We start from the raw sequence: 17758 nt of genomic DNA on the forward strand, positions 1-17758 counted from the left end.
AGCTTTCTGACACCTTAAATTGATTAGTTTTTATAATGGAAAATATCTAATGTTTTCAGAGATAGCTCTACCAAGTCAGCCGTTTGATCACTATCTACATTCTTGACAACGCTTATAGAGCGGGCATGATCAGGGCAAAGCATTAGCATGGTACTTCCGCCAATTCCTTCACCACTCATCAATTTAATGTTTGGATGCTCCTCGATAATTCTAATCAGCTCCACATCCTCCTCCGGATCATACCAATCGCTTAAACTGACAAAGTCAACAATCCAACCAATTCCGTAGCCTACTTCCTCACCACTTGTTAGAGTTCCTGGGCTAAAAAGCTCCGAAAGCGATTCATCACTCAGATAGCTACTATCAAGATGTGACATAGCAAACCTAACCAGGTCACTTGGTGTAGAGAGCATACCTCCGCCAGCATATTTATAGCTACTATTTATTTCTGGAGAGTTGATTAGACTTCCTCCCCAGTAAGAATAAGCTCTTTGCCTGTGGGAAATTATGGGAGAGTTTTCATCAAAAGTACTATTTTTGAGGTTCAAAGGATCAAATACTTCCTCTTGAACTAACTTCTTAAATTCAGTTCCTGATGCAGATTCCATTGCGGCGGCGAGCAATGTCCAAGCATAGGTCGAGTAATTAGAATCTGTCCCAGGGTAGAAAAGTAAATCGTCATCCTTAAAAAGATCTAACGCATCTATTGTGGAACTATACTCCACATTGTAAAGAAATTCCCCCAAAGATTGGTAGTGGCGAATCCCTGAAGTATGATTTGTTATCTGTCTTAAGCTAATATCAGCGTGTGAATCAGGCCAAGCCTCTACCAGAGAAGAGACATCGGTGTCCAACTCAATAATCCCTTGTTCTTTCAACCTCATAAGAGCAGCTGCTGTGATAACTTTCGAAACACTGGCGATTCTCAATTTGGTTCTTCTAGTCATTGGAACATGAGATTCGAGGTCAGAAAAACCATAACCTCTTGCCCATCGAACATGCCCATTTTCCCCTACAGCCACGCTAATCCCAGGCACAGACTCCTCAGAAACCGCATTTATAAAAAGACTATCCAAGTCACTCGTATGCGCTACTGAATTTTCAGCCAGAAATACCGAACATAAAGAAAGTACAGCACTTAAACTTATACGTTTGTACATATTATTAAATCCTTTTAACCTTCACATACTAAATAAAGACATTTACTAATTGACTTTATCACTCAAACATAACCCAGACAATTAAAAAACAACCATCAACTGAACTACATCTCTTTCATAACTCAACTCAATTATTGATATATTGCAGGATTGATAAGAATATACATGAACAGTTTTGAATTTAAGGAACATCATTCTCCATCCGTATATAGGTAGTCGTTGGCGACAATCAAAAGCACCAAATGACTGCAACCTGCGATATTGTTTTTATCTGATCAAGATTAGATAAACCTCAACATCTGGCGCCCTACCAATACTCAGAAGCATGTTGCATTTTTAATTTACATCTAAATAACTTCAGCAGTTTTTTTCTTCAGCTCTAGTTACTTTAGACTTACTTACACTACATTATCTGGAGTTAGGTCATTTGAATTCCGCTTCCCCAATACCCTAAAACAGATAAGTAATGACTAAAGTTATCGCTCCAAAACTGAAACCCAAAAAACACTCTTTATCTTTTGATAGTTTTCTGTAAATATTCACACTAGTCCTTATCCATATAGAGAATAATAATGAAGGATTATGTGATTATTGGTGGTGGTCATAACGGCCTGGTCTGCGCTTGTTATTTAGCAAAAGCAGGGAAAAAAGTAACGATACTTGAACGCCGGTCTATAGTTGGAGGGGCAGCAGTAACTGAAGAGTTCTACCCTGGATTTAGAAATTCTGTAGCAAGCTACACAGTAAGTTTACTCAACCCGAAAATCATCGAAGATCTCAATCTCCGTGAACATGGCTTGGAAATCAAGTTACGGCCACAAGCTAACTTCTTTCCACTTTCAGATAGTGAAAGTCTCTCTTTCCATAAAAGCATCTTGGATACACAAGCTGAGATTGCACGTTTCTCAGAAAAGGACGCAGCCACCTTACCTGACTTTTATGCCATGCTGGAAAACGTAGCAGATATTTTGCGCGACGAATTACTCCGCTCCCCCCCTAATGTGGGCGGTGGCTTTGTGGATTTAGTTCGTGCTGGGGGCTTTGGCTTAAGAGCGAAAAAGTTGAGTATGTCATCTCGTCGCGATGCACTTGACTTGTTCACCAAGAGTGCTTCAAGTGTATTGGATGCCTGGTTTGAAAATGACCATGTCAAAGCTGCATTTGCTTTCGACTCTATAGTCGGAAATTATGCAGCTCCCAGCACTCCTGGCTCTGCCTACGTGCTGTTACACCATGTATTTGGCGAGGCTAACGGTGAGAAAGGCGCTTGGGGACATGCTATGGGCGGTATGGGCGCTATCACTCAAGCCATGCGAAAAGAAGCTGAGCGCCTTGGGGTCAATATTCGTACAGATGCGGAAGTCAAAGAAGTTCTGGTAGACCGTAGTCGTGCCAACGGCGTACGACTTAGCAGCGGAAAAACTATTACGGCCGACAAAGTAATCGCCAATGTCGGTCCCAAGCTGCTTTACTCCCGGATGATTGACGAACAACACCTAGAGCCAGAGTTCCGCCGCCGCGTACGTGGATTCAGGGTAGGTTCCGGTACTTTCCGTATGAATGTAGCACTGTCTGAACTCCCAGACTTCATCTGTAAGCCTGGAACTCACCTACAACAGCATCATCAATCTGGGATAGTCATTGGTCCAACAATGAGCTACTTGGAGCAGGCCTTTGTCGATGCAACTCAATACGGCTGGTCAACACACCCCATTGTAGAAATATTGATCCCCTCCACCATCGATCCTACTCTTGCTCCAGAGGACAAACATGTCGCCAGCCTATTTTGCCAGCAATTCGCTCCAGAACTTCCGCAAGGAAAAAGCTGGGACGACTATCGTGACCAAGCTGCAAAAACAATTATCGATACCGTCACCCAATATGCCCCCAATTTTCGTGATGCGGTAATCGCCCAACAAATTCACTCACCGCTAGATTTAGAGCGCAAATTTGGCCTCATGGGAGGTGATATATTCCATGGCGCCCTAGGACTGGACCAACTGTGGAGTAACCGCCCCTTTATGGGCTTTGCAGATTACCGCACACCGATACAGGATCTATATCTCTGTGGCTCAGGCAGCCACCCGGGAGGCGGCGTTACTGGAGTACCTGGGCATAATGCTGCCATGGAGATTCTCAGAGATAGATAAGAGTGGCCTGCAGTATGCGGGCCCTTTATCGCTTTACTACCAATTAGCTTTGATTCCAACTAGTAGCTCTAAAGATTCTGCTATTTTAAATAGTTGGAACACCTATTTCGAACACTTCACAGATTCCTCTGACGCTACAAAATATATGAGTGCCAAACAGTTATTTCCTTTGAGGATGATTGAATATCTAGTGCCCAGCGCCACAAAAACCTTTATTTTGATTATCGCCCTCTACCATTTATAGCCATCAAGGTTCTTCACGATTTTAACGGGTATCTGCCGCCGCAGCTGATTTAGAAAACAGCACTTCTATAACAGTTTATTTATCTTGTTGGTTCCTACACTTCCGATCTCTATATCTCTTACATAAACACTTCCTATTTAAATAATAACCAAGATCATATGCAGCCATAAGCTGAGCAAGTGATAATCTTCAGCTGCGAGAAACATTGGATAAATGACATAGACCTCACTATGAACCAATTAATTTAATATTCGCATACTAAAAAATCTTAGCTTATTCACTCAATACTTTAACAAATATTAGCAACCATAAAACCCTCAACACCTAAAGCAATTAATATAATCTTTTAGGCAAATATTTTCTGCTTTCTCTCGCATAAAAACTGGCGCCGGTTATTTTCTAATTAACTATCATCGAGTTGTAAACATGTACGGCGGTACTATATTATGCGCCCGCACATAAATTAAGTGCGAAAACAAAAATGGCTGTACCACTACTTAAAACCTATTAATTTAGAGGGATCAGATATGAACAGAAGTCATATTTTTCTTTCATTGGTAGTGCTCTCAGGGGCATCCCATGCAGCCCCCCTTTACAACTTTGTTGAGATGGACCAAACCGCAAGTTTTATAAGCGGTCATAATGTTGCAAAACAACCGGCAGTCAATGATGCCGCAGTAAGAAAAGAATATACGTTAATGGAACGCACCTCTTCTTTAAGTGCTGTTTCGGTTACTCCAGACGGTAGGCAATATACTGCAGAAGTAGATCAAGAATCCTTATCGCTATTGGAGCAAGCGATAGCAATTATTGAATCTCATGGTTTGGATTCAAGGATTTTTTCATCAAAAGGACAGACGCCCACCATGATTCGTGGTGAGGAACAACTGCTCCCCACAGTTGTAATTGGTACCGACGATAGAGTTCAAATCACTAATACCGTGCAAAATTCTCACTGGTACAATGGCCGCATTGATGTAGGCTGTACCGGTACATTGATTACCGCAAAGCATGTGCTAACGGCAGGACATTGTGTTTCTGATGGCTCCGGCAACTGGTATAGTTCTCTTGATTTTACAGTGGCTCAATCTGGTAATTATGAGCCCTGGGGGAGTGAATCCTGGACAAATGCTGTGACTACCAGTGCTTGGCATAATAATTCAGATACGAACTATGACTATGCAATTATTGTGTTAGCGGAACCACCACACAATGGATATTCCGGATGGGGTGTCTATTCTGGCGGCACTCATAGTGTTACTGGATACCCTGGAGATAAGCCATTTGCTACTATGTGGACAGATTCCGGTAGCACGTCTTCAAGTACATACAGAGTGTGTTACACATTAGATACAGCTGGCGGTCAGAGTGGCAGTGGGATTAAGGATACGTCCAACAGTGTTCGCGGAATCCACACAACTGGATCATCCTCGCAAAACTGCGGAACGCGTATAACCAGTTCCGTCTATAACACTTTGCAGGATTGGATTGAAAATTACCCATAAAGTAAAATTAATTCACCCAAATTTAGAATAAGGCGCCCTTGGGCGCCTTTTTTAAAAGTATGAGAACGTTCATTTCTTTAATATTTTTTCTAAGTGCATGTGGAATGATGGCAGATGATGAACCCGAATGGCAGCGAATAATGGTGCGAGGCAGCCTAAATACACCTGATCCAGTTTTACAGGAAGTACAGCGTCTGGAAGAATTAGGAAAGGTAAAAGATGTAGTTATTCTTGAGTCCTATCCATTACAGATATGGTTTAGTTCCGATTTTGAGACAGCCGAGAAGCTGAAGTCCCTGTCAAATAAATATAGTTCATCTCACTAGTTTTCTCTTTACCTACGCGCGAATGATAATTTTTTATAGGTTCGTGTTAATAGTAAAAACCCGCCACAGCAGATTATAGTTCCAAAACACCGAAATTAATCTAACGACCTTTCCTCCTTGTTATTCTAGCTCAGGTTTTTTCCGATCATAGCAGTGCTCCACCAATCAAGGAATAATGAGCTTTAAACAGAAATCTACTCCTCAGCTAGCAATAAGAGCATATGCAGCTCGAAACACTAACCGGAGATCGTCCGGTCAAGTGATAGTCCCTACTGTTTGCTATAGCTCTTTTAGGAGGGATAGTAGTGAAGTCGCGTAACTAACACAGGCCCAGCCACTCTCATTTCTCTGATCTCCCTTTTTACTTCTCTAGGGCTCGTTGAATCGCAGGACCAAGTTGGCGCTTCCGTGAGATCACCCCCTCAGCAACAACCATGTCATCGACTACATGATCTCCAAATGCCGAGATAACAACAGCCTTATCTTGGCCATCACTCCAAAGCAGATAAGATCGATTTTCACGAGTGTCAACGATTGCGAAGATCAAATGATCGATACTTTTCTCTTTCTTTATCTCGCCCATAGCAGATTGCAGCTCGTATCTCCTATTAATCAACGGCTGGGCTATCAGCGTTTCAGCAACACCGATGCCAACTTCTTTTCCCCCAAATTCAAAGTCCTTATAGTCGAGTAAAATGATATCCTTAGCCGAAAAGCCACCCAAATCAGATTTTGCCATCAACATACGCTCTGCGAATTTATTGATATCATCTATGCCAGCTCTCTTGGCCAGTATTTGAACATAAGCTCTATCGTATTCAGTTGTGGTAGGTGATGTCAGGTTAACCGTATCCGAAAGAACTGCGGCCAACCCCATACACGCCAAATGAATCGGCAGTTCAATGTCAAACATGCGTGCATGGTCAGCCAAAATCGTGGCGGTCGATCCCCAGGGCCTTATCTCTATACTAATTACATTCGGAATATTAATTGGTGATCCGCCAATCGCATGATGGTCGATTATTGCTACAATCGAGTCTGGGTCAATTCCAGTTGGCAATTGTGTGCTTTGATTAAAATCAACTAAGCCAACAGTTTTTCCTGAAAAATTTTCGATTATTTTTGGCTCATCAGCACCACATTGATCAATTGCAAAGCGAGTTTCAGGATTAACTTTACTGGGCGTCCCAGGCTTACCACCATAAATAAAGGCTGCTAGTAAGCTTCCGCTAACAGAATCAGTATCGGGGACTTTATGTCCGATCCAAACTAAATTCTGCCTGCTTTTTAACTCCTTCCTCAAATAGTCAGCAGTAGATAACTTATCGCCCTCCAGTTCTGAAGAACTGGATTCCTGCGCGTTTGATGTGACACCCACAGCTAAGCTAAGTGAAAATATGACTCTCAAAAACAGATTGGGAAAACCCTTTGGTCCGTACTTACCTAATGTCGCCAGACATAAAATCAAAAATCTCATTGGCACCCTCCACAGTCATCTAGCGGCAGTGAAATAGAAACTTTGATAGATAGCCATTGTTGCAACCAGCCATACCATTTCCTCACCCGGCTACATATTAAGTGGATCGTAAAATTATTAATCCTTTCTAAATAAACAGGTAGGCAGTTCGTAATATAGACAAGGTGCAAGTATTTAACGGACAGGCCAGCTATATGCCTGCTATGCCGATGCAATTTGTCGCATGCGGCTACAACTAAGCATATTCCTTCGCAAGCTTTGCCTAATAATTCAACTCTACTTTTAACTAAATACGCGCTAAGGACATCAGTTACCTATGAATATAAAGTATAAGCCGTCAGTCCTATTGACAAAGGATCAGAATCTTGCTGAACGTTAGGTAATTATGCAGATAAATATGATTGACGAAAAACCTACCATGAAACACCCAGACATCTCTTGATGCAACATCTCTGAATGACCTTCTGATCAGCAAAAGATTACATATCTCGCTAACGCGCCGCCTCTATCTAAAGTCATCTATTTTAAAAGGGCAAAAATACTCTTGTTTAAAATCTGACTTTTTACAACCGAAGCTCAGAGTTGTTGCACTCTCTTAGCATATTCAGACTTTCTCTTTCGGTGACTTTTGACTCATGTATAAGGTTCTACACCATGAATTGGGTGCGCTTAAACTTATCATAACTTGGCTCTCCTTAACCCTCAGCATTGCGGATGAGACTTTAGTACCATTTCTCAAGTTTTCTCCTGCCCATCACTTTAAAACTAACATTCTCGCTTTCTTAAATGATCAAAGTTTGAGCACCATTGGTGCTGGTAGCTTGGACCTTAAAGTTTGAAACGAATGCGGAGCCGCTTACCGGTATTTCACGGCCCTAACAACCAAATCAGAGATGGACAGCCTTCATGACTTATGCCTGTCCAGTACTGATACCTCACTTAAATCTTTGGATGTCCTTAATAATTCTTTCTGAAAGGCGCTTAGTGTTATAATTTTCGTATTGTGATAATAACAAGGTGTAAAAATGGCAAAGTATATTTACCTCCCCGTAAACAGTGAAGAAATGCTAGAGTTTGCGGAGAATATGGCGAGCGCATGGAGTATTCCGAAGAATCATATTCTTGCCAACAAGGTCACATCTGGTATTGGTAAGTCTATGTACCGCTGGATTGATAAGTGTCTCAGTAGCCTCAAATCTGGTGATACTCTTTATATTGTTTCTCATGGTACTGGCGCTGGTGATGCTGAGCAAATTGGTGCTCAACGCAATAACGGTAAGAATAAACAAACCAAAGTTTTCGAGAGAGGCGTAGAGTCGTGGCAGGGTGGAGAATGGAAAACCTATACCCCGACGCAACTAGCAGCTACTTTGGTTAAAGAAGGTTTGCCTGGTAGTTTTGTGGACTTGCATCTCTGTGCTTGCGGGTCAGGTTATGACGGTGAGAGGCTAAGGCCCTGGGCACAGCGTTTACGTGAGGCGATGGCCACTACCCATAAAAGCCTAGAGGTTACTGGGTACCTTGGTTGGTTTGATGCTACTGGCAGCTCTGTCAAGATTAAGGTTAATACCAAGTATTATGATTTGAATGAGCGTGCAGTGACCTTTTCTTAAGAGTTATTAGCTAAAGGTTACTGTAGACATCTGCAAGGGTGTTCAAAGCTCTGTATCAGCCTAACACCTATAAGCTTTTGTATTTCTCCTGGCGATCTGGAACGCGGATCGCCTGCTGCCATAGTGCTAGATTCTAATTTTGAGTTGGGCTCGTCCAGCATCCGAGACTTTTAGTTCATAGAAGTAAAGAAGCCTCTGTAAACTATAGTCTTGGCGAAACACTTTCGGTCTTAACAAGCTCCAAATTAGTATATTTTGGGTGTACAGCAAAGGTGATTTTCGGCGCTTCCTCTCACTAATCTAGCCCTACTCCAAGCACTTCACGCCACAATCGCCTTATTTCCATCCAACAACAAAGTTTTCCAGAATCTGAGCACAAACTCCAATTATTTTACACTCCTTGATTCCAAATTAGAGTAAAGATTCAACAGAAGTGATTCTTGTCGCATAACTAACTTCTCCTTTCAGTCTTTGGCTGTTCTAAATCATCTCTGTATCTGTATTTAATAAAGAGCAGGAACTGCTTAATTAAATATCCTTTATAAAAATTTTTCTGCCCAATAGTTATTACTTGAATATTTTACGTTATCAAGAATGTGCACAAGGGCCTTAGTAGTATTTTGAGGCAAATGTGAATCGCGATGGTAGATAAAGGCTTTGTATACCCATTTTTGATTACTTTGCCGTACACCAATCACTGTAGCTCTATTTCTTTCATAACCAAAGTAAGCGTAACCATATGAATTGTTATCATCTCCTCCTATAGATAATCTGCGTATTTTCAATTTTTTATCACTATTATTTGTTAACACAGAATTCTCTGCAACATTTCGCGTGCTAGAGGTTGGAGTTTGATACATTGACGTTCCTGCATCGAAAGCAACATGGCATACAGATTGATCAGTCATAGTGAATCGGCACCCGGAAAGCTCCATGGTTAAAAAAAAGTTGACATCCGGTAAAGACTCATAAACTCTGCGATTTGTATGCGTGACTTTATTAGCTTCGTAAGGAAGCCAGTACACCCCAATTCGGTATTCATCGCACTGATCATCTTTTCCTTCTAAAGTAAATCTTTTTCCGTCATTTGTTGTTGCTTTAAAATATTTCACACCGGCTACTCGATAAGAGAACCCAGAGGTTGAGATACGAATACTTTTTATCTCACTGTTGTCTGTTTGTTTAGCTTCATTAACCCTATCCCAAAGTACATCTCCAATATTGAAGAAATATCTTATTGCCTCTAGACCAGCCTTAGAATAACCTCCATGTACCTCTAAGAAAGAGGAAATTCTGTCAAGATCAGAACGTGTTATATGTTTTTCCCTATTTATCCCCAAGCGAAGCGCTGCGTAGTCAAGCGCCTTCTCTGGAAGTTTAAGTTGGCTACAAATCGTATCAAGTTTCATAATCATCCTTTTTAATTGAACTTATACTTCTTCCACAGTAACTTTTAATACTTCTAATATTCCCCATTTATTTCTATTCAAATATCATTCAAGGTAATGCTATTTTTTTATCGGCATAGTGGGACACGAATTCCTTTCACCCCTCAATAGGCCAGCAATAAAAATATAGACATTTATACAACTCCCACAAGCACAATTAGTTAAACTAATAGGAGTCGCAATAACCACCTACAAGCCTCGTTCAGTAGTTGAAATAACTATCTACGATCAATAATTTTTTTTACTTTACCAGATTTGTTACTTATTTCCCCAGGTTGCAAAATTTCTATATTGATTCTTGAGGCCGCTTCGAGCCCAAGGAAAATCATACGAAGGGTTACATCTGAACTGGTGAGATTCTTATAACATTGTCGCGATAAATGATCTTTATCTCGATTATCGACAGATTCTTTTGCTTCAATTTCAAATGCCAAATGATCGTGTCCATCAACTTTTTCGATGATACAGTGGTAAAATGAGCTAAGGCCCGTGACGGCAGTGATAGCTTTTTCTAGCGCAATTGGATAGACATTCCCACCATTGATTGTGAACATATTATCAATACGCCCCTTGATGGGACCCAAATAGGCTCCGGGGTGGCCGCATTCGCAAGGGCCTTTGTGCATCTCCACCAGATCATGAGTGTTATAGCGAATCAGTGGAAGGGCTTCACGTTGCAGAGCGGTTATAACTAATTCTCCAGTAGCACCATCTTCACATGGTTCTCCTGTATCAGGGTCAATAACTTCTGCATGAAAGAAGTCTTCCCACACATGTAAATTATGATGTTGGCATTCACTTGCTATCAGCCCAAGCTCAGTGTTTGCATACATATTAATCAGCCTGGCGTTGAATAGCATCTCATAGTGGCTCCGAAATTCTTCAGAGAATAGTTCACCCACCATAAATATATTGCGTATATTTAAGGACGCTAGAGATATATCCTTCTCCAGACAGTGGCGTTCGAGCCTAGGTAATAAGGAAGGAAGGCAGACCATATAATCCAGCTGATACCTTTGAAGGCTCTGTAGCTGATGGTCTACCCCAAGAAATGAATCTGCAGGAATAGTGAGGCCAAATATTTCTGCGGCAGCATGACAAATCATACCACTGGGCCAGGGACCATAAGTCATTGCACACAAACACTTATGGGACGGCTCGACACCTGTAAATAGGAAACTGCGTGCTTGTGAGATTATTGCATTATTAATATCTTTGCGGGTATAAGGTACATGTTTGGGAGTACCAGTGCTACCCGATGTGTGGCAGTAGCGTATGATATCGTCAAAAGCCATACTCACTGTCGGCATAGGCTTTAAAAATATTTCTGAGCTTATAATCGGCAGTTGTTGTAAATATTTATAGCTTTGAATTGCCTCTATATCAACTTTGTTTTGTTCAAGTAATTCACGATAGTAGTTAGACTTTGCAAAAGCCTCATTGAGCAGCCACCTGAGTTGATTATTCTTAAATGCCTGCTGTTCATTTCTAGACTGACTATTTTGGTGCAAAAAATCTGCCAGTAGTTCACTATAGTTCATAAATACACTAGTAATCTATTTATAGATATTTAATTGGTCGTTCTGCAGAAAAATGCACACGGTGTAATTCCCGTCGTTGATTGTAGTCATTTACTGCATAGTGTAAGACTTGGTGATTATTCCAAAGCACTAGGGTGCCGGGGCGCCATTGCACTCGGCAATTAAACTCAGGTTTTTCGATGTGTTTAAATAGATAATTTAGCAGCCCCGAACTTTCATCAGGTGTCATACCCTCAAAATGCGAGGTGGTAGTCCGATTCAAGTAGAGAAAAGGCTTACCAGTTACAGGGTTTCTACAAACTGCCGGGTGTATTGCAGATTCCAGTGGCATTAATTTTAGTGCCCGCTCTATACCAGAGCCACCCTCACCTGAACTTTCCATTAACTTTAATAATGGTTGTTTCTTGAGCATTAGCTCTGTGGTATGTATCACATTGAGGGATTTAACTACTTGCTGCATTGCAGTTGAAAGGCTCTCGTAAGCAAGTGTTGAACTTGTAAAAAGGGTATCGCCTCCTCTGTTGGGAATATCAATACCATACAAAGCTATCCCTTTTACCGGCTTCGAATAATATCCCTGATCATGATGCCAGATCCCACCAGTATTTTTCTTTTCACCGATCTCTTTGATAATTCTAGCAACTTGTGGGTACTCCTCAGAGTGACCTTGAAAAAAGAAATAATTTTTTTGAAGTTCTCCAAATAAGCTGCAGAAGTTGACAAATGCTTGTGTATCAAGGTCCATATCCCTGATAACCAATAGCTCATGCTCATGCCATAGGTTTTGCAATGTTAGTCCTGTACCTTGATCCACATCCGCTAGCTCTTTTGCTTGAATCTCAATACCGAAATTACCAGTCAAATAGTTAAAATTCATAAAATGCTCTCGATCTCGGTTGTTGTAAATTGTGACCAGTTCGACAATTTTAACGCTTCGGGTAAACCACCTGTTGAGCGCATCATTGCGGCTCTAGCTGAACAAAAAGTTGCTGCGCGAACAATTTCTTTTAACGTATCCAGCTGGTCATTAACATTGTTAAGAGCGGCCATTCCACAGGGCACGAGGTCCTGATTATTGCCTTCACATGAGAAACTCATCTGACGCACCGGTGTCGACCTGGCCTTTATTTCCTGGAACAAAGCCGACGTTAACTGGTGAATTCCTTTACAGTGATTGAAAGATTCAACACTTAAATTATCTGGCAAACCTCCGTTAAGGCGATGATCCATCAAAATCAATATCTGTCGATCAAGCATTTCAGATAGACGATGGATAATTTCCAGCATAAATTCAGCGGAAGCTGCCAGACCAATCGCATAAAAGAGTCCGCCATGCCAGGGACCAGACTCAAGAATTAGGGGGTTGTCGGCGACGGCTAGAGCTTCGGAACGAATTTTAGCTTCGGAGTAATCCAATAAATCAAGGCAGTGCCCAAGTATCTGAGGAGCACAGCGAACAGAATAACGAGCTTGTAACAAAGTTTTCTTGCCTTCAACAATCTTCGGCGATTTTAAATAGTCACGTCGTAGTTGTGTCAGCAGGTTACCTGCCCGAGCGTAGCTGGTGTGTACCTCCCCATAATGCAAACCTTCCGAGAAATGTTCATCTCCGGTGCCTATCGCCAGGGACATAAGCGCAACAGATTTAAAACAATCCCTTAATACCTTCCTTAATTGATAATCATGTTCGATAGCCCATGAAGCCATCATGGCATTGGTATTTACTAGACCAATTACGTCGCGAGGGCCCTTTGGTCCATCCTCGAATAGAGGAGATATGGCATGGGCCATAGAAATTAAGTCACCACTGGCTCCCAAGCTACCTTTTCGAGGAACTCTGGGAAGAGTTTCACTGTTTGCCAGGTTAAGAAGTGCTTGATAAGTAGAAGGATGGATGCCAGATAAGCCATGGGCCGTTTTCCGAGCTTGTAGTTTCAACGCGCGCCTGACGACCGACTTCGGCAGAGGAGTACCGATACCAACTTGTAAATATTCCAATAGGTTGACTTGGGTATTTTTCCATTGATTTGGATCTAGGGTATTTCGCTCATTCTCACCATAGCTAGTGTGTAGGCCATAAATGGGGTTATCAGTATCATCGATCTGATCTTGAAGTAATGCATAGGAGCGTTTAACTCTGGAAATGTCTTTGTCACTCGCGAGAATTGGGTTGTGTAGATATCCCCACTCATACCAAGTCTGCAAAGGAAAAGTTAAAGCTAAACTAAAATTAGCTTCAGAGGATACTGTATTACTATTCGCTGCTACGGGATAGCTGAGAGATGGCGTAGACACTCTAACTCCAAAACTTTTTGAATAAATAGGGAGTAAAGAAATTAACATGAGTATAAAAACATGAAAAATAGAAGTCGGCGCTGGTTGCCATAGACAATATCTATGGCAACCAAGAGTATGTCGATGTAGACTCGATAGCTGCTTTTAAATTAAGTCGCTAAATAAGTTAGGCTCTATGTTTCCACACGCTGATGAACTTAATTACTTTATTGAAGTTGCAAAAACAAAAAATATATCCAGGGCAGCAGAAAGATTGGGGATTAGGCAGCCGAGTCTGAGCGCTGCTATCAAGAGGCTAGAAAGACAGCTAGGGACTGAAATAATAATACGAGAAAAAACTGGTGTTCAGCTTTCACGTGCTGGTCTTAAGTTGTTAAAGAGCGCTCAGCAGCTATTAGATGATTGGGATGAGGTTAAGTATTCTGCGCTGCGAGAAAATAAAGAGGCCGTTGGTCATTTCACCATTGGATGTCACAGCTCGATTTCACTACATATGCTACCTGATAGCCTTCCTGCTTTTATCGCACAAAACCCAGGTATTGAATTGAGCTTCCAGCATGCACTTTCTCGCGAAATTGTAGAGGCCGTGATCAGCTGGAAAATCGATATCGGTATTGTCGTAAATCCTGTATCTCATCCTGATTTAGTAATCAAGCACCTTTGTCACGATGTGGTTAGTTTTTGGCATAATCCTAAGAAAATTCAATCTAGAGAAGTACTAATATATGATCCAGCACTGATGCAGACGAACTGGCTGCTGAAAACCATATCTGAAAGCAATAGATATAAGCAATATATAAGATCTTCAAGTCACGAACTAATCACAAAAATGACATTAGAGGGATTTGGGGTTGGTATTATTCCTGGTCGAGTTGCACAGACACATGGAAGAAATCAGCTCGAATGGGTAAGTAAAGACCAACCAGGCTTTAAAGATGAAATATGTCTGGTGTATCGGCGCGAGATAACTCATAGCATGGGTGCAAAGAAATTAATTGAAGAATTTAAACTTACTAACTATGAAAAAAATTTCTATTAGATACAATTGAAATAAAACTCAAAAACCATAAAATTATCAATAATATTTTGAGCTGCAGAGCACTACTGGTTAATATCCATGCAATTTAAGCAGCCTTTCAATTGTGAAAATATAAAAGGCTTTATCCATTTAATACAAGAGTAGTTTACGCTCGCGAGCGAGATATTCCCGAGATGATATTACTTATCCCAGGCCACAACACGAGCAGGCAGAGGGTAGCCTAGACCGTCCGAATGGAAGTAGCAACGTGCCTGTGATTGTTAGCTGCCTTTGCGTAATTACTCATTATATATTTCCTGTATCTCAGTATAACCAACTACTCTTGAGCCTTCTCGAACCTGTAGATTGGCACCTACCTCTAGGCATTTTGGATATGCTTCTAGTTTAATGAGAACGTTATCATTCCCCAGCCTACTAATATTGATTTACTATCTAATCTTTCAAACTTCATACATATAACGACTTAGTCAGCAGTATTTTGGTTATATTAGAACTTTAACGTAAGGTGGCGCAGCCATGACAAAACGGAGCGTAGACCAAAACATCAGACGCGATAACTATTATGTATTTTTAGCTCTTCGCTTAATTATCTCTTTCAAGTTCCACACATTGACATATTTTACCCCGGCAGGATCACCAGCCTTAACCCAATACCGCCCACGAGGCCATTCAAACACATCTCCGCGTTTTACAACCACTGGCTCCGTATTAGAAAATGTTAATTCACAGCTACCAGATATAATAAAGCATATGCAATTTTCAGAAGAGCCTGAAAATTTGCTACTGGCATCATACTCGTACGGACTCACGCGAAACTCACTTTTGCCTGGGTACAAAGTACGAATTTCTTCAATGTTCTCTTTATAGACTTCACTTACAGGAAACTTTCGTATATTAATACTCATTGCTCATCTACCACACATAGCATGAGGTACAACGGCCACGACAAGCGAAGCTTGACGGGTCCGCTGGAGGCCGAAGCCCAAAACATTGGGCAACCTTTTGTTATATATTTTCAGCTATTTTCTTTATAAAAATTATTTTACTTTGCAGGGGACTGCCTTTGTTTTCATACCCACACACTTGATATCCGTGAGATATAAGAAGATGCAGCATTGAAGGAAATCTATTCATCGATTTAACGCTAATAGACTTAAACCCTTTGTTCATCACCCACTGCTCTTGAAGCTCAAGCAGAGACTTTCCTATGCCTCGGCCTCGGTAATCTGGGAGGACTGCACCAGACCAACTATAAAACTCTGTTTCGGATACTTTATAACCAATTTTGTAGCCTACTTTCTTATTACCAATTGAAGCTACCAGTAATAAGTAAAGGCGCCCCTCTAATCTTTGCTCTATTTTATCTTTACTATTTTTAGTGTCGAACTCTGGAATCTCAGAATTGATCTGTATGACATCTTCTATCGTGCCTTCGCTGAAGGAAATGTTCATGTCGCCACCCCGGTTGGTGCATAATGTTCGGCTCTGCGTTAACCAAAAGCGGAGGCCGCTTTTGGCTGGAACTTTTATATCTGACAGCATCCGATTGTTAGGGACGCTGATTTCTTAGCTCAATTTCACCAAATGTCATATAAACAAGAGGTCCACTCGCATCAGCTCTGTAAGCTCCATTTGCTTCAGCCAAACGACTGGCAACGGCTGAAAATTCCCATGCTTGATCTTCGGAAACATGGACCTTTTTTGAGGTAAAGAGCTTTATTCCGTGCTTTTCACCATACTCTTTAACTAAACGTGAATGTTGCTGAAGAGGTTTTAGCACTGAAGGGTGATCCCACCCCCATAGAAAGCTTCTATCTTTCGGATTGTAAGTACCTATTATTTGAACAGGAGCTACAGCGATCCGACCATCCTCAAGCGACCAAAATATAAGGCCTTTGTCTTGGTCGACATTCCATGTTTTAGCAGACCCCAGACCCCATGTCTTATCGTGAGCATCAGTTTGAATTCTTAAACCTTCAATGCTCCCTTCAATAAACTTTTCGACCTCCACAGAGTAACCTCCAGCATGCGTGTTAATTGATATGAATAGTACAAATATAACTGATACTAAATTTTTCATAACTCTCTGATACTTGATTGCCTTAACGACTGGTTTTTGAGCTGAATTAGAGCAGCGAAAGGATTGTGATTGTCAAACGCAGAGCTAAGCAAGAATCCCAGAACTGAAAACCCAATAGTAAATTGGACCGCAAACAGCCCACCCTGCGACTGCAAATTTGAAAAAACTATCCCGCCTTGGCGCCCCTATACTTGCAAGGCCCGTAAGCTCTTTCTCTTGAATTGGTTTTATAAGCCTGTAGGTTTTTACCAGCAGCCATCCAACCAGAAGTGGAAGTAATGTCAACAGAATGATAGTGCCGATTGTAAGTAAAGCTTCAGGTGATGATTTTCTCATTTATCTTATCAACTATTTAGAGTATTGGGGGTAAATATACCGAGCGCACGCCAGTGCGCCCGGTGCTTTTACTAGTTAGGCTTAGTACCAAATCGCCCACCAAAAGGCGGCAGTAGCTACCATACCCACATAACACATGAAAACAGCAGGCCTATGACATGTACATAGCTGGACAAGCCTGTTCCAGCTGGTTATGTGTCGCTTTGTTTTCCATGGTTTCTAGACTTCAACATAGATTCAAATAAAAGTATTAAAAAAGCGCCACTTATAACTGGTAAAATTATTCCGAAAATGAAAAAAATAGCAGCCCATAAGCGACTACCTGTCTTGTAGCGTCTATAGCCCTCTATGAACGGATACAAGAGGAATCCTATCAATACGCTATATATGATGAACTCCGGAACCCTCAGTAAAGCTCCGCCCCCTAACCTTTCCAGGCCGAGGAGGTAGATTACCGGATAAAGAAGAACGGCCAGTACAAAAATAACTAAAAGATAAAGCCACTTACTCAAAATTCATATCTCTTCATTGGAACACATAACAC

The 17758-nt window shown here is 41.3% G+C and carries 14 protein-coding genes; 5 read left to right on the forward strand and 9 right to left on the reverse strand.

From position 1 onward, the window contains the following. Positions 1-23: 23 nt before the first annotated feature. A complete protein-coding gene (locus ACJJI1_RS00115; protein ID WP_444958191.1) occupies positions 24-1160 on the reverse strand; it encodes a serine hydrolase domain-containing protein in 1137 nt (378 codons plus the stop codon). A gap of 572 nt (positions 1161-1732) precedes the next feature. On the opposite strand from ACJJI1_RS00115, the gene ACJJI1_RS00120 reads away from it, so the two are divergent. The 3 genes from ACJJI1_RS00120 (at position 1733) to ACJJI1_RS00130 (ending at position 5385) form a co-directional block, all read left to right on the forward strand. Continuing rightward, entirely contained in the window at positions 1733-3310 is a 1578-nt protein-coding gene (locus tag ACJJI1_RS00120; RefSeq protein WP_444958192.1) for a phytoene desaturase family protein, read from the forward strand. A gap of 771 nt (positions 3311-4081) precedes the next feature. After that, positions 4082-5059 (forward strand): trypsin-like serine peptidase, encoded by a 978-nt coding sequence (locus ACJJI1_RS00125; protein ID WP_444958193.1) that lies wholly within the window; start codon positions 4082-4084, stop codon positions 5057-5059. 104 nt (positions 5060-5163) lie between these two features. Beyond that, entirely contained in the window at positions 5164-5385 is a 222-nt protein-coding gene (locus ACJJI1_RS00130; RefSeq protein ID WP_444917703.1) for a hypothetical protein, read from the forward strand. Positions 5386-5746: 361 nt separating this feature from the next. Here ACJJI1_RS00130 and ACJJI1_RS00135 read toward each other — a convergent pair whose 3' ends face one another. Beyond that, complete coding sequence (locus tag ACJJI1_RS00135; protein ID WP_444958194.1) at positions 5747-6862, reverse strand: manganese-dependent inorganic pyrophosphatase; 1116 nt, start codon at positions 6860-6862, stop codon at positions 5747-5749. A 1025-nt stretch (positions 6863-7887) separates the two neighbouring features. On the opposite strand from ACJJI1_RS00135, the gene ACJJI1_RS00140 reads away from it, so the two are divergent. Continuing rightward, positions 7888-8475, forward strand: a complete 588-nt coding sequence (locus ACJJI1_RS00140) for a hypothetical protein (RefSeq protein ID WP_444958195.1) — start codon at positions 7888-7890, stop codon at positions 8473-8475. Positions 8476-9014: 539 nt separating this feature from the next. On the opposite strand, the gene ACJJI1_RS00145 is transcribed toward ACJJI1_RS00140, so the two are convergent. The 4 genes from ACJJI1_RS00145 to ACJJI1_RS00160 form a co-directional block, all read right to left on the reverse strand. Then, entirely contained in the window at positions 9015-9884 is an 870-nt protein-coding gene (locus ACJJI1_RS00145; RefSeq protein WP_444958196.1) for a hypothetical protein, read from the reverse strand. A gap of 257 nt (positions 9885-10141) precedes the next feature. Beyond that, entirely contained in the window at positions 10142-11464 is a 1323-nt protein-coding gene (locus tag ACJJI1_RS00150; protein WP_444958197.1) for a phenylacetate--CoA ligase family protein, read from the reverse strand. Between the two features lie 19 nt (positions 11465-11483). Further along, entirely contained in the window at positions 11484-12341 is an 858-nt protein-coding gene (locus ACJJI1_RS00155) for a TauD/TfdA dioxygenase family protein (protein ID WP_444958198.1), read from the reverse strand. Continuing rightward, positions 12338-13759: an aromatic amino acid lyase gene (locus tag ACJJI1_RS00160; RefSeq protein WP_444958199.1), complete on the reverse strand. Its 1422-nt coding sequence runs from the start codon at positions 13757-13759 to the stop codon at positions 12338-12340. The genes ACJJI1_RS00155 and ACJJI1_RS00160 overlap by 4 nt, the downstream gene beginning before the upstream one ends. Positions 13760-13934: 175 nt before the next feature. Between ACJJI1_RS00160 and ACJJI1_RS00165 the strand changes: the two genes are divergently transcribed. Continuing rightward, positions 13935-14798, forward strand: coding sequence for a LysR family transcriptional regulator (locus ACJJI1_RS00165; RefSeq protein WP_444958200.1), 864 nt, complete (start codon positions 13935-13937; stop codon positions 14796-14798). 560 nt (positions 14799-15358) lie between these two features. Here the strand turns inward: ACJJI1_RS00165 and ACJJI1_RS00170 are convergent. From ACJJI1_RS00170 to ACJJI1_RS00180, 3 genes are all read right to left on the reverse strand, one after another. Beyond that, positions 15359-15703, reverse strand: a complete 345-nt coding sequence (locus ACJJI1_RS00170) for a hypothetical protein (protein ID WP_444914252.1) — start codon at positions 15701-15703, stop codon at positions 15359-15361. Positions 15704-15803: 100 nt separating this feature from the next. Beyond that, positions 15804-16250, reverse strand: a complete 447-nt coding sequence (locus tag ACJJI1_RS00175; protein WP_444958201.1) for a GNAT family N-acetyltransferase — start codon at positions 16248-16250, stop codon at positions 15804-15806. 97 nt (positions 16251-16347) lie between these two features. Continuing rightward, positions 16348-16878, reverse strand: a complete 531-nt coding sequence (locus ACJJI1_RS00180; protein WP_444958202.1) for a DUF6882 domain-containing protein — start codon at positions 16876-16878, stop codon at positions 16348-16350. Positions 16879-17758: the final 880 nt, after the last annotated feature.

Source organism: Microbulbifer maximicatervae (SeqCode) (assembly GCF_052467065.1).